Below are 19,131 nucleotides of genomic sequence, written 5' to 3'. Positions count from 1 at the left end.
TATATTTTGTTTGCAAATTTACTTAAATTAACTATTGCGGATGGGTTAGCTTATCTTTTTAGTATAAAATGTCTAAGTCATTGATTTAGGTGCGTCGCAAGCACAATCAAGACTTGTTCCCGAATACAGAAACTTCGAGATTCAATTTAAAAAAGGATGATACGACATGAAAAAAGTACTTGCATTGATTTGTACAGCAGCTTTGGCTGCCTGCGGAGGCGGTGGTGGTGGAAATTCCACTCCTTCTTCACAACCTACGCCTAACGCAGGTTCAAGCAACCCATCAACGACAACTCCTGCTACTCCGGCGGTTCCTACCGCTGCACAGCAAACAGTTGGTGGTAACAGCATTGCCATTGATAATAGCAACATCAAACACATCCGCGTTGACGGTGTGGATTTCGATTTGACCCAAAGCGGTGGTGTTTCTTTGGGTGATTGGAAAAGCAAAGTCCCTGGTTTTGCTTCAGGAATTGCATCCGGCGAGCCGAAATCCGTACAGAAATTCTTAGTCAATGCTGCTTCAGCAAATGCTACTGCCGGCGTGTTGGAAGTTAACGGCAAAAAACAAGCTTTTTTCAGCGGACACTTTACGCCTGCAGCCGAGCTGCCTAAAGGACAAGTTCATTACGGCGCCAGCGTTGCCTCTATGCATAGCGGCGCAAATTACGGTATTGACCGCACAGAGTTGACTGCTAATTTTGACAGCAAAAAATTAACAGGCACTATCTTCCGTGATGCTAAATTTGGCGGCGACATTGCTGTTAATGCCCAAATTAGCGGCAACAAATTTGACCAATCCGGTGCGACCCAAGTCAAAGGCGGTTTCTTTGGCAAAAATGCAGCGGAAGTTGCAGGCGGATTCTCTAACGGCAATACGGTAGGCGCATTCGTCGGCTCGAAGAAATAATCTTCCGGTAAACGGTATTGTAAATAAAGGCCGTCTGAAAACAGGTTTTCTGGTTTTCAGACGGCCTTTACTTTCCTGTAAAACAACACTCAGGTCGTCTGAAAAACAGCTTCGACAAAGACGCGGTACACAATGCCATCAGGCTTAACTTTCTCTATCTAATACAGCCCCAAACTTTTTACTGTTTAAATAAATTTCCAAAGGCTTGGGCAGGCCGTAATCTTTCAAATGCGCCGGCTTTATCCAAATGCCGTCTGAAGGGCTTTCAGACGGCATTTGCCCTTCAAACGGCGTAATCATCAGCAACCGGTGCGTCAGGCGATGGGTCAGGGCGGTTTGTTCGTCCATATCTGCCATGGTCAGGGAGAATTTGGCGGCAAAGTCGGAAAGCCCGTTCAAACTTTCAAAACACGGCACGCAATACAGACCGCCCCAAATGCCTTTGGCGGGGCGTTTCTCCAATAAGATTGCGCCGTTTCGGTTGCGGACAATCAGCCAGTAAAGCGGCAGGGTTTGCACTTCGGGTGCGGTTTTTTTGCGCGGCAGCTCGGCGGTACGGTTTTGCTTTTTTGCTTCGCAGATGTCTGCCATCGGACATTGGTGGCACAAGGGTTTCGTCCGTTTGCACACGGTCGCGCCCAAGTCCATCAAGCCCTGCGTGTAGGCGGGCATATCGGCGTTTTCAGACGGCATCAGACTTTCGGCAAGCGTCCAAAGCGAGTTTTCAAATTTTTTGTCCTGCGGATTGCCGTCGCGGGCGAACACGCGGCAGAGCACGCGTTTGACGTTGCCGTCCAAAATGGTTTCACGGCGGTTGAAGGCAAAGGCGCAAATGGCGGCGGCGGTGCTTCTGCCGACGCCGCAGAGGGTTTCCAAGTCTTTGCGCTCCGATGGAAACGTGCCGTCGAATTGTTCGACGACTTGTCGCGCGGCTTTGTGCAGATTGCGCGCGCGGCTGTAATAGCCCAAGCCCGCCCACAACGACAACACTTCGTCTTGCGGCGCGGCGGCAAGCGTTTGTACAGTCGGGAATTTTTCCAAGAAACGCGGATAGTAGTCCAACACGGTAGCGACCTGCGTTTGCTGGAGCATGATTTCGGAAAGCCAGACGCAATAAGGGTTTTGCACTTGCCAAGGGAGGTGGTGGCGACCGTGTTGTTTTTGCCAGCGGATGAGCCGTTCGGAGAAGGGGATGGGTGTGTTCATTAATATCAATCTGTGGTTTTATCTATATTTAAAACAGTATGTCATGGTATAGCATTGTGAAAGTAATTCTTATTGACTTATTTTTGTAGGGGTATATAACTCATATAAAGAGACTTTATTGCGGTATTGAAATTATTTATCAACAAGCAAGGAGTATCAGCATGAAAGCAATGGTTTATCACGGCGCAAACGACATCCGTTTCGAAGAAAAAACCCGCCCTCAAATTATCGATCCGACCGATGCAGTCGTCAAAATCGTTAAAACCACGATTTGCGGTACTGACTTGGGTATTTGGAAAGGCAAAAACCCCGAAGTCACCGACGGCCGTATTCTCGGCCATGAAGGCATCGGTATTGTAGAAGAAGTCGGCGATGCTGTAAAAAACATCAAAGTCGGTGATAAAGTCATTATTTCATGCGTCAGCAAATGCTGTACTTGCGACAACTGTAAAATCCAACTTTATTCACATTGCCGTAATGGTGGCTGGATTTTGGGCTACATGATCGACGGCACGCAAGCCGAATACGTCCGCACGCCTTATGCCGACAACAGCCTTGTTCCGCTGCCCGACAACGTCAACGAAGAAGTCGCCCTGCTGTTGAGCGACGCTTTGCCGACCGCCCACGAAATCGGCGTGCAATACGGCGATGTCAAGCCCGGCGACACCGTATTCATCGCAGGTGCCGGCCCTGTCGGCATGTCTGCCCTGTTGACCGCCCAACTGTATAGCCCCGCCGCCATCATCGTTTGCGATATGGATGAAAACCGCTTGAAACTGGCGAAAGAATTGGGCGCGACCCATACCATTAACCCTGCTTCCGGCGATGTAAGCAAGCAAGTTGCTGCTATCGTCGGCGAAGACGGCGTGGACTGCGCGATTGAAGCCGTCGGTATCCCTGCGACTTGGAATATGTGCCAAGACATTGTGAAACCCGGCGGCCATATCGCTGTGGTTGGTGTACACGGTCAGTCCGTTGATTTCAAACTGGAAAAACTGTGGATTAAAAACCTTGCCATCACAACCGGTTTGGTAAACGCCAATACCACCGAAATGCTGATAAAGGCAATTTCCAGCAGCTCCGTCGATTACACCAAAATGCTGACCCACCGTTTCAAATTCAGCGAATTGGAAAAAGCCTACGACGTGTTCAAGCATGCTGCTGAAAACCAAGCCATGAAAGTGGTTTTGGAAGCGGATTAATCAGCGTTGAATCAGTTGTTTTTTAACCGGATGCCGTCTGAATGCGTTTCAGACGGCATTTTTTCAGCCGTGTAGCACGGGCTGTCCGGCTGCTGTATTTGTCGAATGAACTGACCGTTATTTTTATTATGCAGAAGATGGATGGGCATTTTAGGGGCGGTATGTCGGAGCAGTGCTGACGCGTATGCCGACTGTGCCCTCAATCGGCAAAATGCCGTCTGAAACGGGAAAGGGCTTCAGACGGCATTTTTACGATGCGAATCAGGCTTTAGGTTTCAACGCCGCCACTTCTTTGGCAAGGCGGGTGATGGTGTCCCAGTCTTTGTTTTTAACGGCTTCTTTCGGTGTCAGCCATGAGCCGCCGACGCACAAGACATTAGGCAGCGCCAAGTAATCGGGCGCGGTGGCGAGGCTGATGCCGCCGGTCGGGCAGAAGCGAACATCGGCGTAAGGACCGTACAGAGCTTTGAGCATGGCTTTGCCGCCAACGACTTCGGCAGGGAAGAGTTTGAGGGTATCGATGCCGTGTTCCAAAGCCAGTTGGACTTCGCCAGGAGTGGCAACGCCGGGAATCAGGGGAATGCTGCTGTTGTGGCTGGCTTTGGCAAGGGATTCATGCAGGCCAGGGCTGATGGCAAAAACCGCACCTGCGTCTTCGACGGCTTTGAGTTGTTCGGGATTGGTAACCGTACCTGCGCCGACGATGGCGTTGGGCACTTCTTTGGCAATCAGGCGGATGGCGTCGAGGCCGACAGGGGTGCGCAGGGTGATTTCGAGGGTGGGAATGCCGCCTTCGACAAGGGCATGGGATAAATCGACGGCAGTGCTTAAATCGTCAATCGCCATCACAGGCACGACTGCGCCTGCGCTCAGGATTTCGCGGGGGGTCAGTTTGGACATTTTAGGTCTCCGTTGGGGACTGTATCGTAATAGGTTCGTTAACATGGTTTCAGACGGCCTGTTTGTTTTAAAAGGCCGTCTGAAAAGGGTTTAGGCAAATTCGCCGCCGAAGCTCATGGCGCCGGTTTCTGCGCTGCTGGTCATGCTGCGGAAGTTGGCGAAGAGTTCGCGGCCGCAGCCTTGTTGGTTCGCGCTCAAGTCGATGCGCTCGACTTCGCGGGCGTTCCATTCGGCCTCGTTAATCAGGACGTTGAGTTCGCCGGTAACGGAGTCGAAGCGGATCAGGTCGCCGGTACGGATTTTGGCGATGTTGCCGCCCATTAGGGCCTCGGGCGTCATGTGGATGGACGCGGGCACTTTGCCGGATGCGCCGGACATACGGCCATCGGTCAGTAGCGCCACTTTGAAGCCGCGGTCTTGCAGGATGCCCAAAGGCGGGGTCAGTTTGTGCAACTCGGGCATACCGTTGGCGCGTGGGCCTTGGTAGCGGACAACACACACAAAATCGCGTTCCAACTCGCCGCTCTCAAACGCAGCCAACACTTCGCGTTGGTCGTTGAACACGATGGCAGGCGCTTCGATAATACGGCAGCCTTCGCGCACGGCGGACACTTTAATCACGCCGCGACCGATGTTGCCTTTCATCAGACGCAGACCACCGTCTGGGGAGAACGGGTTGTCGGCTTTGCGCAGAATGTCTTCATTGCCGCTGGTTTCGGGGGCTTCTTGCCATTCGAGTTTGCCATCGATGAGGAAAGGCTCTTTGGTGTAGTGGCGCATTCCGTGTCCGACGACGGTATCGACATCGTCGTGCAACAGGCCTGCGTCCAGCAATTCGCGGATAACGAAAGGCAGGCCGCCGGCTGCGGTAAAGTGGTTCACGTCGGCTTTGCCGTTTGGATACACACGGATGAGCAGCGGGATGATGGAAGAAATTTCGTCGAAGTCGTCCCAGTTCAAAATCACGCCTGCGGCACGCGCCATAGCAACGAGGTGCATGGTGTGGTTGGTCGAACCGCCGGTCGCCATCAGGCCGATCAGGGCGTTGATGAAGGATTTTTCGGTCAACATTTCACCCAATGGCTTGATGGTGCCGTTTTTGATGCCGCGTGCGAGGTGTCCGGCTGCGTAGCGAGTCAGGGCTTCGCGCAGGTCGGTGTATGGGTGGACAAAGGCGGCGGCAGGCAGGTGTACGCCCATCATTTCCATCATCATTTGGTTGGAGTTGGCGGTGCCGTAGAAGGTACAAGTACCCGGGCTGTGGTAAGAACCCATTTCGCTTTCAAGCAAGGCATCGCGGCCGACTTTGCCTTCGGCGAAAAGTTGGCGGGTACGGGCTTTTTCTTTATTGCCGATACCGCTGGACATCGGGCCTGCGGGAACGAAGATGCCGGGAATATGACCGAAAGACAACGCACCGATCATCAGGCCGGGAACGATTTTGTCGCATACGCCCATAAACAGGCTGCCGTCAAACATTTGATGGGACAGGCCGACAGCGGTACTCATGGCGATGACGTCACGGGAGAACAGCGACAATTCCATGCCTGCGTAGCCTTGGGTAATACCGTCGCACATGGCGGGTGTGCCGCCGGCGACTTGTGCGGTCGCACCATTTTTCTGTGCTTCGTCTTTGATTTGGTCTGGAAAGTCTTTAAACGGTTGGTGTGCGGAAACCATGTCGTTGTAGGCAGTAATGATGCCTAAGTTGGGAACGGTGTCCTGAAGCATTTCGATTTTGATGCTTTTAGGCATGGCGGCGTAGCCGTGCGCCAAGTTGCTGCAGCCGAGCTGGTTGCGCTCCAGCCGTCCCATTTGTTTGGCGCTGCGGATTTTCGCCAGATATTTTTCACGCGTCGGGCGGCTGCGCTCGATGATGCGCTCGGTAATCTCGGCAAGCTTGGGGTGGATAGGAGTGGGGTTCATGTTCGACCTATTGTTTGAATGCGATGGCTTGGTATCGTGCGTTTTGATTTTGTATTCGGAGCGGATATTAAATTAATGTGCGGTCTGAAAATAGAAAAAGCAAGATTTATTATAATACAATTTGTAATTTTATTACAAAAATTCATAGTCAAAATGAAGTTTGATTTAAATTCCGGGTGTATTTCAAATTACCGCGACCAATACCGAAGAGGACTTGTCTTGTTTTGGATTAGGTCAAAGAAATTGAAAAAATGGGCATGGACAAAAAGTGTAGTGATGTGTAGTATTACTACTCATTATGTTCCTGCTTTATCTTTGAGCTATCCGATATTTGGGTGAAAGACAGGGGTAAGATGACATTAAAAATTTTTAATAAGACAATACAATGAATATTCAGACAAATTTTGATTTGGTGTTGTTTGGCGCGACCGGCGATTTGGCAATGCGTAAACTTTTGCCTTGCCTGTATCAGGCGCATGTAGCCGGTTTGCTTCATTCCGAAGGTCGTATTTTGGGCGTAAGCCGCAGCGAATTGGATACCGCCGGCTTTTTGGCTAAAGTGGAAACGAATTCTAAAATCCATGTCAAACAAAACTTCTCAGATGAAGCATGGGCATCGTTTATCCAACGTCTCGAGTATTTAAAAGTCGATGTTACAGAGAAAGGCGATTTCATTGCCTTGGGCGACTTGGTAAAAGTACGTAAGAATACTGAAAATGTCGTGATCTACCTCTCAACTGCGCCGAAATTCTTTGCGCAAGCCTGTGAAAACCTTGCCGAAATCGGTTTGAATGCCGATAACGTGCGCGTGGTTTTGGAAAAACCGTTGGGTACGGACTTGGCTTCTTCCCAACAAATCAATACGGATGTGGCCCGTTATTTCAAAGAAGAACAAATCTACCGTATCGACCATTATTTAGGTAAAGAAAGCCTGCAAAACCTGCTGGCCTTGCGTTTTGCCAATGTGATGTTCGAGCCTTTGTGGAACAACAAATATATTGAAAGCGTACAGCTGACCATCGCCGAGCAGTTGGGCGTGGAAGAACGCGGTGAGTTTTACGACATTACCGGCGCATTGCGCGATATGGTGCAAAACCACTTGATGCAAATGCTTTGTATGACTGCGATGGAAGCACCGGCGAGCTTGGATGCCGATGCCGTACGCGACGAGAAAGTGAAAGTCATCAAATCGCTGAAACCGCTGACCATCGAATCCGTCAACGAAAATGTTATTCGCGGCCAATATGTTGCGGCAAGCGGCATGAACGGCTATTTGGAAGAAGTTGATGTACCGAAAGACAGTTTCACTGAAACCTATGTCGCCATCAAAGCCGAAATCGAAAACGAGCGTTGGAAAGGCGTACCTTTCTACCTGCGTACCGGCAAACGCATGGCAGGCAAAGTGGCGGAAATCGTGTTGAACTTCCGTCCGCTGCAAAACCATATTTTTGACAACAGCCAACCTGCGCCGAATCGTTTGGTTATTGAACTACAACCGACTGAATCCGTCCGCCTTTACACTCAAGTAAAAACCCCGGGTGCAGGCAATAAAGTCGAAGTTACTCCGATTGGCGTGGACTTGGGCACAGCCGTAGAGGGTCGTCGCGCCGAGGCTTATGAGCGTCTGCTGCTGGATGTGATTAACGGCAAACTCGCTTTGTTCAACCGTCGTGACGAACTCGAAGCCGCTTGGGAATATGTGATGCCGATTTTGGAAAACTGGGCGAACAATACAACGCCTCCACATGCTTACGAAGCCCATTCTTGGGGTCCTGAAGCTGCGCGCGCGCTGTTGGCCCGTGACGGCAACAAGTGGCACGAAGAGCAATAATATTTCTTTCAGACGGCCTTGTTTTCCAACAAAAGGCCGTCTGAAACCATGAAAGGACGAAACATGTTTGTTTGGCACGAACAAGAAAACGCTGCAACTGTCGCGCAAGCTCTTGCCGATGCCGTTGCCGCTGCATTGCAAGCCGCGCTGAATGAGAAAGGCCATGCGGTTTTGGCCGTTTCCGGCGGCCGTTCGCCGATTGCGTTTTTCGAGGCTTTGTCGCAAAAAGATTTAAATTGGCAAAATGTCGGCATTACTTTGGTGGACGAGCGTATCGTTCCAACCACGCATGCCGACAGCAATACAGGCTTGGTACGCGAATATCTGCTCAAAAATAACGCGGCCGTCGCTACATGGATTCCCGTTGTTGAAGACGGAAAGTCTGAAACTGAATTACAACCTGAAGTTGTCGTTACTTACGCATTGAAACATTACAAGCAACCTGACGTGCTGGTGTTGGGCATGGGCACAGACGGGCATACGGCGTCGTTGTTCCCTCAAGCGCCTCAATTACAGGTCGCAATCAATGAAGCTGATGACCCGACATTGATTCATACCACGCCGGATACCGCGCCGCATGAGCGTGTGAGCATGACTTTGGGTGCGATTGCCAAAACGCCGAATGTATTTTTGGCCATTCAAGGCGCAGAGAAAAAAGCGGTATTCGATAAGGCTGCTGCAAGTGCTGACACCGAATATCCGACCAGTCTGATTCTCAATCACCAAGGAATTAACTGCCATGTCTACTATGCACACTGAAGCTTATCCTCGTTTGGTCGCCGATATCGGCGGTACAAATGCACGCTTCGCATTGGAAACCGCTCCGCGTGTGATTGAAAAAGCGGCTGTTTTTCCATGTAGTGATTATGATACGCTTACAGATGCAGCACGCGCCTATTTGAATCAAAGCAGTGCAGAAAATGTGAAACATGCGGCTTTTGCCATTGCCAACCCGATATTGGGCGATTGGGTGCAGATGACCAACCATCATTGGGCCTTCTCCATCGAAACAACCCGTCAGGCTTTGGGTCTGGAAACCTTGATTCTGCTGAATGATTTTACTGCGCAGGCTTTGGCGGTTACCTTGACCGACGATTGCGATCTCTTGCAAATCGGCGGACAAAAACCGGTCGAGTTTGCACCGAAAGCAGTTATCGGTCCGGGAACAGGCTTGGGCGTAAGCGGGCTGGTACACAGTGCGGCAGGCTGGGTGGCTTTGGCGGGCGAGGGCGGACATGGGACTTTTCCTCCGTTTGACGATATGGAGGTTTTGATTTGGCAATATGCCAAAAACAAATACGGTCATGTTTCTGCAGAACGCTTCCTCAGCGGTGCAGGCTTAAGCCTGATTTATGAAGCGTTGGCGGTAAAGCAGAAAGTCAAATCGGTAAAATTGCCGCCTTCTGAAATTACGGAAAAAGCATTGGGTGGTTCGTCCCCTTTGTGCCGTCAGACTTTAGATATCTTTTGCGCCATGCTCGGTACCGTCGCCTCCAACCATGCATTGATGCTGGGTGCACGTGGCGGTGTATACTTGTGCGGCGGCATTATTCCCCGCGTGCTGGAATACTTTAAAACCTCCCCGTTCCGCAGCCGTTTTGAGAACAAGGGCAGGTTTGAAGCATATCTTGCCGCGATTCCCGTTTATGTCGTATTGAGCGAGTTTCCCGGAATTTCCGGTGCGGCAGTGGCTCTCGACAACCATTTGAGAAACGTTTAACCATATCGCCTTTTACGGCGGGCTGGATTATCGAAGGGTATATCATTATGTTAAGCAAAATCAGCGAATCACTGGCAGACCTTTCCGGCGCGGAACGTAAAGTAGCCGAATGTGCATTGGCAAAACCCAAATGGTTTGTTCATGCGGCTGTTGCCGAGATTGCCGAACACTCCTCCGTCAGCCAACCGACCGTCATCCGGTTCTGCCGCAGCCTGGGCTACAAAGGGCTGCCCGAGTTCAAACTTGCATTATCCGCCAGTATCGGTCATGAAGGTATGCCCTATGTTCATGAAGAGCTCAATGCGGATGACGACATGTCAAGCGTGGTCGAAAAAGTATTGGGCAATGCCGCAGCCTCCCTCTTGGGCGAGCGCCGCTTTCTGAAAGAATCCGAACTTGAAAATGCCATTGCCACATTGATGCATGCCCGCCGTGTCGAGTTTTACGGAGTCGGCAATTCAGGTATTGTCGCCCAAGACGCGCAGCATAAATTCTTCCGTTTCGGTATGTCGACCGTCGCCTATGTCGATACCCATACGCAATTGATGGCGGCTTCCGTCCTTTCCAGTGAAGACGTCCTTATCGCCATTTCCAATACCGGTTCGTCAATCGAGCTTCTGGATGCAGTCAGTATCGCCAAAGAAAACGGTGCGTCCATTATTGCGTTGACGCGCAACGAATCTCCTTTGGCACAAATGGCCGATTGCGTATTGAGCATAGCCACTCAGGAAAATGCGGAACTTTACACGCCCATGGTTTCACGCCTGCTTCAACTTGCCGTTATCGATATCCTCGCCATCGGGCTTGCACTGCGTTTGGGCGATGCTGCCAGCCTGCAACTGCAAAAAAGTAAAAAAAGCATACATAACAAGCATATCGTTTACGACAAGGATTGATATTAGGACAGCATTCCGCAAATGCCGTCTGAAACGCCGGGTAAAAACTGTCGGGCGGTTTGGTACGGGCTTTGGGAAAAGATGCTCATCAGGCGGGTAAGTTATCAATATCGCAACCGCCTATGTTGCTTTGGCGGAAATGCGTCAAGCTGTAAGGAAATATAAGGAAAGCGCAAGCCAAATAAAGGCTTGTCGGCATCCTGTAATCCCGATATGATAATTCGCATGAATTTAAAGACTTGTACTTTACAGTATTGTATTTGTATCGGAATACACAGATAAACGTACGGTCTGTCTGAATGAAAAGGAAAACTGATGGGAAAAAATTTATCCGCACTGGCATTGGCAAGTATGCTGATTTTGTCGGGCTGCGACCGTTTAGGTATAAGCAATCCGTTTGTCGAGAAGGAGGTTTCCTGCGGAAGCGAAGAGGCTAAAGAGATTTTGGTCAAACTTATCCGCGATAATGTCGAAGGGGAAACCGTTAAAACTTTTGACGATGACGCATTCAAAGAACAGGCATTTGCCGACATCGGTATATCGCATATCCGCAGCATGATCGAACGTTTGGGCATAACCATCGATGAAATCCGTACTGCCGAAAAAACCGACACTTCCAGCAAATTGAAATGCGAAGCCACGTTGAAGTTGGAAGTGCCGGAGGATGTCGTCGGTTATGCCGTTGCCGCTAACCGGACAGTAGGCAACAGTTATAAAAAAACACCCGATTTTTTTGAACGTTACTACCGTAAAGAAGGTGCATATTACGTTAAAACCATTTCTTACAGCGTCCAGCCTACAGACGATAAGCGTAAAATTTTTGCCGAGCTGAATCAGACGTACGAAGTCATCCGTCCGGTCAGCGAGCTGGTGTCTATGGCATTGATTAAGGAGCCGTTGGACAAAGCGAAGAAAATGAATGAAGAGCTTGAAGCAGCGGAAGCGGCGGCACAGGAGGCGCGCGAGGCAGAAGAAGCAGCGGCGCAGGAGGCATTGAGCCAAGAACAGGAGACAGCCCGCGTATCAGAATGGGAGGAGCGCTATAAATTGTCGCGCAGTGAGTTTGAACAATTTTGGACAGGTCTGCCGCAAACCGTCCAAAACAAGCTGCAAGCCTCACAGAAAACATGGAAAAGCGGGATGGATAAAATCTGTGCCAGCAAGGCAAAAGCCGAAAGTGAAACGCCAAACGGTATAAAAATCAGCGAACTGGCATGCAAAACGGCGGAAACCGAAGCACGCTTGGAAGAGCTGCACAACCGCAAGAAAGCAGTGATTGACGAAATTATCAGGGAAGCAGACAAAAAAGAAAGGACTGCCAAGGCGGCATTGGATGGTGCGGTTCAGGCATTGCCCGCCGATATTGCCGAAACCGTTATGCCCGAATACCGAAACTGGCAGAATGGATTGAATGCCAAATGTGCCGGAGGGGACGAATACGGTTTGGCGCAATCCGACTGCCGTACTAAAGAAATCAATGCAAAAACCAAAGAAATCCAAGGTTATTTGATCAACTGATCTTCGATTTGAAGATGCCGTCTGAAATGCTTTTGCGTTTCAGACGGCATTTTTTGTCGGGATGGCAATTTTGAACAGCGGCTGTTTTTTGTCGGGTATTTATGCCTGATTTACGGCTGTGGGTTGAAGCCGTAGGGCAGCATTGCCATGCTGCCGTGTTTTGTTGCGGTGTGTTGCCGCTATTCTGTAAAGAAAGTATGTGCGCCGAGGTAGTTTTTGGCGTAAAACGGTGTGGAGAGTTTTTCGGTTTTGATGGTTTTACCGCTGCTGGGGGCATGGATGAATTCGCCGTTGCCGATGTAGAGCCCGACGTGTGAGTAGCGGTGCGCGCCGCCGGTGTTGAAGAATACGAGGTCGCCGGCCTTGAGGCGGCTGTCGGGAATTTTGCGGCTGGCCGTCGCCATGTCGCGGGCAGTACGGGGAAGGTTGACGTTAAGGGCGTTTTTGTAAACGAATTGAATCATGCCGCTGCAGTCGAAACCGGTTGCGGTGCTGCTTCCGCCCCATTTGTAGGGTGTACCGACAAGGCCGAGGCTGTGGAGCATGAGTTCCTGCGAGCCTTGTGTGTGGTCGATGTGGCTGATGCGGACGGGTTGGATTTGTCGGACTGTCTGTTTGGGTTTCGGTTGGCGGTGTTTGTCGGAGGTCGTGCCGCATGAGGCGAGGAGCAGTGCGCTGAGACAGAGGAAAAGGGTTTTGTCGAGGGGAAACATGGTTTTTCCTTTGCGGGTTCGGATATGCCGTCTGAAGGACATTCAGACGGCATGTCTATAATAAACCTTCTATGGGCAGCAGGGATAGGATTTTTGCAGCAATGCGTTTCCAGAGTTTGGCTTCCGGTTCGTTCGAGTAGGTTTTTTGGGTGGCAGGGTCATACCATTGCAGGCGGTTGTGTTTGTCAAGGGTAACGCGGTAGGCGTAGGAAGGGGTGGTTTGGGCGAGGGTGCGCTCCATTTTGCCGGCTATCAGGGGGCTTTCGATGACTACGCCCATTTCGGTATTGAGGCGTGCGGAGCGTGGGTCGAGGTTGAAGGAGCCGATAAAAATACGTTTTCCGTCGACGATGAAGGTTTTGGCATGAAGGCTGGTAACGGAGCTGCCGGTCAGTCCTTTGTCTTTGGTAGAAGGAACGGCATGATTAGGTTGCAGTTCATAAAGTTTGATGCCGGAGTGAAGCAGGGGTTTGCGGTATTTGGCGTAACCGGAGTGGACGGCGGCAACATCGGTAGCCTGCAGCGAGTTGGTCAGGACGGTTACGCCTATGCCGTTTTGAACCAGTTTTGCCAATGCCTGTGTGCCAGATTTCGTGGGGACAAAATAGGGGGAAACCAAATAGACGTTTTTTTCGGGTTGTTTGAGGGCGTTTTGCAGGCGGTCGGCAATCGGCGGTTTGCGGCTGTCCCGGTCCAGCCCTTTGTCGGGATCATCGCTGATTAGGCGGGTTTGGACGCTTTGCCAGTCAATCTGCCGGTTTTGTATTTTTCTGTAGAGTGAGGATTGTTCGATGGTTTCACGGTAACGGAGGAGTGCTTGTCTGGCGGTTTCGTCGTCGTAGCCGAGTTCTTGAAGTCCGTGCGGAATATCTCCGCGACGGATGATATGCGTGGCATTGTAGGCGGAATGGCTTGCCCAGTAGCGGTCAAAATCGTATGAAACTTCGCTAACGACGCTGCCGGTAGCGAGGATGTCCAGGTCGGCAAAAACGGTATCGTTCCTGACTTTGAAATATTCATCGCCGATGTTGCGTCCGCCGAGTATGGTCGCACGGTTGTCGGCGGTAAAGGATTTGTTGTGCATACGGCGGTTGAGGCGGGCAAAGTCGGTCAGGTAGCCTAAGGCACGCCATTTTCGTAAGACGAAGGGGTTGAACAGGCGTACTTCGATATTGGGATGGCTGTCGAGGGCAAGCAAGAGGTCGTCCAATCCGCGCGTGTTGTTGTCGTCCAGCAGCAGCCGTACGCGTACGCCGCGTTCTGCAGCAAGGTATATGAGGTTGAACAGAAGTCTGCCGGAAATGTCGTTGCGCCAGATGTAGTATTGCAAATCGAGGCTGTGTTCGGCTGATTCGATGAGGGCTGCGCGCGCGGCAAAGGCTTCGTGGGGATCGTTCAGCAGATAGATATCGGATAGCCCGTTGTTGCGAGGGGTGTGCCGGATTTGCAGGATGTTGTCCAGGCGGACGGGTTTGGAAGTATTGAAATGGCGGCTTTCCGTCCGTTCTTCCAGTGGGGGCAGCCATGAAGAACATGAACAGAGAAGGAGGCATAAAAGGGAAATGAGGCTGTGTGTTTTCATCGGGATAGGGTTTCAGACGGCATTGCCTGTATTTTGGGGTCTGTACGCATTGAAATGAAGCATCATAATCTAAAGGCCGGAACGGGTAAAAGTTTTGTCGGGATGCAGGATTAAGGCCGCTTGCCTCTTGTCAGGTTGGCGCCGTCTGATACATGCAGCCGTTTGAAAACCAGCGATGATGCAAGGGTAATGCCGCCGATGCTGAGCAGCGTCATGCGGAAGGCCGGATGCAGGTTGGCAGCAGGCATCAGGAATGTCCAGTTTTTAAGTATCAGCGCACCGGAAACAACCCCCATACTGATGGCAAGTTGCTGGTTAACCGCCATCAGGCTGTTGCCGCTGCCTGTTTGTTGCGGACGTAAATCTGCAAGTGTCAGTGTATTCATAGCCGAAAACTGTAAAGAATTGCATGTGCCGATTGCCAGCGAGAGCAAAACCCATATCCATAACGGAGAGTGTCCGTCAGGCAGTGCCAGCAGCATGATGAAGGCGGCAAGCAGTTTGGTATTCCAAAGCAGCACCTTGCGGTAGCCGAAACGCTTCATCAAGGTGGAGATTAACGGCTTGACCAATAGCGAAGACAGGGCGACGGGTGCAACCAGCCAGCCTGACAGGCTTGCGCTGAAACCGAAAGCGATTTGAAACATCAACGGCATCAGGAAGGGAATCGAGCTGATGCCGATACGGCTGAACAGGTTGCCTGCCAATCCCAGACGGAAAGTGCGTATCAGGAATAAATCGGCAGAATAAATCGGATGGGGTGCCGTTTTCATGTGTCTGAAATAACGGTGTGCAAACAACAGACCCATACCCAGCAGGCATAGGGAAATATACAGAGGCAGTGCGTGAGACAGGCTTTCTGCTGAAAGTAACAAGAGGCACGCGGCGGCAGAAAAAATCAGATAACCTTTGAAGTCTAAAGAGGTATTGCTGCCTTTAATATCGGGCATAATGTTTCTTCCTAATATAAAGCCCAGCAGACCGATAGGCAGATTGAGCAAGAAAATCCAGTGCCATGAAGCATATTCAACCAAATAACCTCCCGCCAAAGGTCCCAGAACAGGCCCGATTAATGCAGGCATGACCGCATAATTAATGGCATTGAGAAGCTTTGATTTTTCATACACGCGCAGGATAGTCAGGCGCGGTATCGGAACCAGCATCGAACCGCCTATGCCCTGAATGATGCGTGAGAATGTTAACCCGAGCAGCGAGTCGGATGCGGCACACAATGCCGACCCTAGCATGAAGAGGGCAATTGAGCCGAAAAAAACCTTCTTAGTTCCGAATTTGTCTGCCAGATAACCGCTTAAGGGAATCAGCAAGGCAACGGTTAGCGTGTAGGAAATAACCGCCAGCTGCATGTTCAATGGCGACTCATTCAGGTCGGCGGCAATTTCAGGCAGGGCGGTATTTAAAATAGTGGCATCCAACATCTGCATAAAAATGGCAATTGCAAGCAGAAATGGTAACCAGGCGGAGGTCGTATGGGAGGGGAGGGTGCTTTTTTCCATAAAGCGATTGTACTCCATACCGGTCTGTTGTCGTTCTTAAATGAGACCTGGACGGTATTGGTTCAGACGCGATTACATTCATAAATGAATAAAGGTATCGTCGTTTTGTAATGATAACGATTATCTTAATTAATAATATAAGATGCAGCAAGCAATAGATAGCAGTTTGTAAGAAAAATCAGATTATTTTTTAAAATTATACTTGACCCACAACAGTCAATTACTTAAAGTAAACGCTTAATTTTCGACAGAGAAAACGGGTATCCCCGTTAACAAAAAAATGAGCGCAATCACTCCTCCAAAAATCACCACATTCGACAGCAAGCCGACGGATGTTTATTTCTTCGGTACCTGCGTCCTCGATCTTTTCATGCCGGAAGCCGGTATGGATGCCATTACTTTAATCGAGCAGCAAGGCATACGGGTTCATTACCCGATGGCGCAAAGCTGCTGCGGCCAACCTGCCTACTCTTCCGGTCATCCGACCGAGGCGTTTGATGTTGCCAAAGCGCAACTCGACCTTTTCCCTGAAAACTGGCCGATCGTCGTACCGTCCGGCTCGTGCGGCGGCATGATGAAACACCACTGGCCGACTTTGTTTAAAGGCTCCGAGTACGAGCAAAAAGCCATTGATTGTGCCGGCCGCATCATAGAGTTTACCCATTTTCTGCTGGCTATCGGCTACAAGCCTGAAGACAAAGGCGGGCGGGTTAAGGTGGCCGTTCATACTTCCTGTGCCGCACGCCGTGAGATGAATGTTCATTTGTCAGGCTGGCAGTTGATTGACGGCATGGAAAATGTCGAGCGCGTCGTTCACGACCACGAAAGCGAGTGTTGCGGCTTCGGTGGGACGTTCTCTGTCAAACAGGCCGATATTTCCGGCGCGATGGTAACAGACAAAGTTGCCGCTCTGAAAGAAACCGGTGCGACCGAAATCATCAGCGCGGACTGTGGCTGCATGATGAACATCGGCGGCAAAATCGCTAAGGACGAGCCGAATATGCCGCGTCCGAAACACATCGCATCCTTCTTGTTGGAACGTACCGGAGGTAAAGCATGAGCGCGCGCGAAAATATTTTGGCAAAACTGAAAAAAGCCGACGCATTGCCGATGGAAGAACCTGCGGTTTTTGATTATTACCGTGAAATGGGCGTTTCTTGGGACAGCGAAGTTGAGCGTCTGAAACATTGGGCTGCCGCTATGCGTGCGGTCAAAACCGAAATTTATTGGGTGACCAAAACCGGCTGGCCGCAAGTATTCCGTCAAGCAGCCGAAGGCAAAGGTTTGAAAAACATCCTGCTGCCGTTGGCGACCGAACACGGACAAATCGCCCGTGCCGCGCTGGTGGACAGCAATATCGAACCGATTGCTTTTGAGCGCGAAATCGATACTTGGAAAACCGAGTTCTTCACAAACATCGATGCAGGCTTTAGCAGCTCTCAATGCGGCATCGCCCGTACCGGTACGCTGATGCTGTTTTCCAGCCCCGAAGAGCCGCGTACTTTAAGCCTTGTTCCGCCCGTGCATTTCTGCTTGTTTGATACGGCAAAAATGTATAACGAATTTCACAACGCTGTCGAAGGTGAAAAACTGGTGGAAAACGGCATGCCGACCAATGTTTTCCTGATTTCCGGTCCGTCCAAAACCGCAGATATCCAGCTGACGCTTGCTTACGGCGCGCACGGTCCGCGTGATTTGGTCATCCTCGCCATCCTGCCTGACCACATTTCCCCTGCCGATTTGGAGGAAAATGCATGACTACGCAAACCATCAAATTTCACATGAAGCCGGAAACTTTCAAACAAAACGCCGCAATTTCCCTTCAAGACAAACCTTTGCGCAAAAGCCTGCGTACAGCGATGGATATGCTGATGACCAAACGCAAAGCCGTTTTGACCGACGAAGAAGAGCTGCAAAGTCTGCGCGATTTGTGCGAACACGTCCGCCAGCGTTCATTGTCTAAATTACCTGCCCTGCTGGAGCAGCTGGAAGAAAACCTAACTAAGTTGGGCGTGAAAGTACACTGGGCGGAAACACCGGCCGAAGCCTGCGAAATCATCCATGACATCATTACTGCCAAAAACGGCAAGCTGATGGTTAAAGGCAAATCGATGGTCAGCGAGGAAATCGAGCTGAACCATTATCTTGAAGCAAAAGGCATTAAAGCGGTGGAAAGCGACTTGGGAGAATTTATCGTCCAAATGGCAGGCGAAAAACCGACCCATATCGTGATGCCCGCCATTCACAAAACCAAAGAACAGGTTAGCGAACTTTTCCACCAAAACCTCGGCACGCCGCTGACAGACGATGTAGACCAACTGACCGGCTTCGCCCGCAAAGCCCTGCGGGATATTTACAGCACTGCCGATGTCGGTTTGAGCGGCGTGAACTTTGCCGTTGCTGAAACAGGTACGCTGTGTCTGGTTGAAAACGAAGGCAACGGTCGCTTGAGTACCACCGTTCCTCCCGTGCATATTGCCATTACCGGCATTGAAAAAGTAGTTGCCAAGCTGTCGGATATTCCACCCTTGTACAGTTTGCTGCCGCGTTCTGCCATCGGTCAGAACATTACCACTTATTTCAACATGATTACCGGTCCGCGCCGTAGCGAAGAGCTGGACGGTCCTCAAGAAATGCATTTGGTCCTGCTCGATAACGGCCGCAGCCAAGCCTATGCCGAAGACCAAATGCGTCGTACCTTGCAATGTATTCGTTGTGGCGCGTGTATGAACCATTGTCCGGTTTATACCCGTATCGGTGGCGCGGCATACGGTACCACCTACCCCGGCCCGATTGGCGAAATTATTTCTCCGCACTTGTTGGGTCTGGATGCCACCCGCGACCTGCCAACCGCCTGTACCATGTGCGGCGCGTGTGTGGAAGTTTGTCCGGTACGCATCCCGATTACCGAACAAATGCAGCGTTTGCGCGTTGAAGCACAACGTTCGCCAACCGAAACTGTGCCGCACCCCATCCGAGGGCAAGGCGCATCGCATACCTTCGGCGAACAAATGGCATGGCGCACATTCAACGGTATTTTCAGCGGCAGCAAAACCTACCGAGCATTCGGTTGGGCAGCCACCAAATTCCGTGCATTGACGCCGAGTAAGCAGTTGGGCTGGACGGATAACCATGTCCCTATGAAACCTGCCAAGAAAACGCTGCATGAAATGATGGCGGAGAAAAACCGTAAAAAAGAAAAAGTATAAGCAA

16 protein-coding genes are annotated in these 19,131 nt (G+C 50.8%); 10 read left to right on the top strand and 6 right to left on the bottom strand.

From position 1 onward, the window contains the following. Positions 1–166: 166 nt before the first annotated feature. Positions 167–910, top strand: coding sequence for a transferrin-binding protein-like solute binding protein (locus DQM57_RS04430; protein ID WP_003675133.1), 744 nt, complete (start codon positions 167–169; stop codon positions 908–910). Positions 911–1,054: 144 nt separating this feature from the next. Here the strand turns inward: DQM57_RS04430 and mutY are convergent, their stop codons facing one another. Beyond that, entirely contained in the window at positions 1,055–2,116 is a 1,062-nt protein-coding gene (mutY, locus tag DQM57_RS04425) for an A/G-specific adenine glycosylase (protein ID WP_167395533.1), read from the bottom strand. Between the two features lie 161 nt (positions 2,117–2,277). On the opposite strand from mutY, the gene DQM57_RS04420 reads away from it, so the two are divergent. Next, complete coding sequence (locus DQM57_RS04420) at positions 2,278–3,318, top strand: zinc-dependent alcohol dehydrogenase family protein (RefSeq protein ID WP_111727074.1); 1,041 nt, start codon at positions 2,278–2,280, stop codon at positions 3,316–3,318. Between the two features lie 261 nt (positions 3,319–3,579). On the opposite strand, the gene DQM57_RS04410 is transcribed toward DQM57_RS04420, so the two are convergent. Both DQM57_RS04410 and edd read right to left on the bottom strand, forming a co-directional pair. After that, on the bottom strand, positions 3,580–4,218 hold the full coding sequence (locus DQM57_RS04410; RefSeq protein WP_111727073.1) for a bifunctional 4-hydroxy-2-oxoglutarate aldolase/2-dehydro-3-deoxy-phosphogluconate aldolase: 639 nt from the start codon (positions 4,216–4,218) through the stop codon (positions 3,580–3,582). 90 nt (positions 4,219–4,308) lie between these two features. After that, positions 4,309–6,144, bottom strand: coding sequence for a phosphogluconate dehydratase (edd, locus tag DQM57_RS04405; RefSeq protein WP_111727071.1), 1,836 nt, complete (start codon positions 6,142–6,144; stop codon positions 4,309–4,311). 385 nt (positions 6,145–6,529) lie between these two features. Here edd and zwf point away from each other — a divergent pair, with 385 nt between their 5' ends. From zwf to DQM57_RS04375, 5 genes are all read left to right on the top strand, one after another. After that, positions 6,530–7,975, top strand: a complete 1,446-nt coding sequence (gene zwf / locus DQM57_RS04395; RefSeq protein WP_108043622.1) for a glucose-6-phosphate dehydrogenase — start codon at positions 6,530–6,532, stop codon at positions 7,973–7,975. A gap of 63 nt (positions 7,976–8,038) precedes the next feature. Next, a complete protein-coding gene (pgl, locus tag DQM57_RS04390) occupies positions 8,039–8,734 on the top strand; it encodes a 6-phosphogluconolactonase (RefSeq protein WP_111727069.1) in 696 nt (231 codons plus the stop codon). Next, entirely contained in the window at positions 8,715–9,695 is a 981-nt protein-coding gene (locus DQM57_RS04385; protein WP_107960380.1) for a glucokinase, read from the top strand. The genes pgl and DQM57_RS04385 overlap by 20 nt, the downstream gene beginning before the upstream one ends. 47 nt (positions 9,696–9,742) lie before the next feature. Continuing rightward, entirely contained in the window at positions 9,743–10,591 is an 849-nt protein-coding gene (hexR, locus tag DQM57_RS04380; protein ID WP_107859933.1) for a DNA-binding transcriptional regulator HexR, read from the top strand. A 315-nt stretch (positions 10,592–10,906) separates the two neighbouring features. Beyond that, on the top strand, positions 10,907–12,109 hold the full coding sequence (locus tag DQM57_RS04375) for a DUF1311 domain-containing protein (RefSeq protein WP_111727066.1): 1,203 nt from the start codon (positions 10,907–10,909) through the stop codon (positions 12,107–12,109). A 179-nt stretch (positions 12,110–12,288) separates the two neighbouring features. Here DQM57_RS04375 and DQM57_RS04370 read toward each other — a convergent pair whose 3' ends face one another. The 3 genes from DQM57_RS04370 to DQM57_RS04360 all read right to left on the bottom strand — a co-directional run bounded on the left by DQM57_RS04370 (position 12,289) and on the right by DQM57_RS04360 (position 15,918). After that, positions 12,289–12,822, bottom strand: a complete 534-nt coding sequence (locus DQM57_RS04370) for a C40 family peptidase (RefSeq protein ID WP_111727064.1) — start codon at positions 12,820–12,822, stop codon at positions 12,289–12,291. 55 nt (positions 12,823–12,877) lie between these two features. Then, positions 12,878–14,404 carry a phospholipase D family protein gene (locus tag DQM57_RS04365; protein ID WP_111727062.1) on the bottom strand — a complete coding sequence of 509 codons (1,527 nt, stop codon included), beginning with the start codon at positions 14,402–14,404 and terminating at the stop codon, positions 12,878–12,880. Between the two features lie 110 nt (positions 14,405–14,514). Further along, positions 14,515–15,918: an MFS transporter gene (locus tag DQM57_RS04360; protein WP_111727060.1), complete on the bottom strand. Its 1,404-nt coding sequence runs from the start codon at positions 15,916–15,918 to the stop codon at positions 14,515–14,517. A gap of 280 nt (positions 15,919–16,198) precedes the next feature. Here DQM57_RS04360 and DQM57_RS04355 point away from each other — a divergent pair, with 280 nt between their 5' ends. The 3 genes from DQM57_RS04355 to DQM57_RS04345 are packed head-to-tail and all read left to right on the top strand — an operon-like array spanning position 16,199 to position 19,127. Next, positions 16,199–16,978 (top strand): (Fe-S)-binding protein, encoded by a 780-nt coding sequence (locus DQM57_RS04355; protein WP_111727058.1) that lies wholly within the window; start codon positions 16,199–16,201, stop codon positions 16,976–16,978. Next, on the top strand, positions 16,975–17,676 hold the full coding sequence (locus DQM57_RS04350) for a LutC/YkgG family protein (protein WP_111727056.1): 702 nt from the start codon (positions 16,975–16,977) through the stop codon (positions 17,674–17,676). The genes DQM57_RS04355 and DQM57_RS04350 overlap by 4 nt, the downstream gene beginning before the upstream one ends. Next, positions 17,673–19,127 (top strand): LutB/LldF family L-lactate oxidation iron-sulfur protein, encoded by a 1,455-nt coding sequence (locus tag DQM57_RS04345; RefSeq protein ID WP_108043630.1) that lies wholly within the window; start codon positions 17,673–17,675, stop codon positions 19,125–19,127. The genes DQM57_RS04350 and DQM57_RS04345 overlap by 4 nt, the downstream gene beginning before the upstream one ends. Positions 19,128–19,131: the final 4 nt, after the last annotated feature.

This window comes from Neisseria cinerea (assembly GCF_900475315.1).
Taxonomy (GTDB): Bacteria; Pseudomonadota; Gammaproteobacteria; order Burkholderiales; family Neisseriaceae; genus Neisseria; species Neisseria cinerea.
This window is presented reverse-complemented; position numbering and strand designations above follow the sequence as displayed.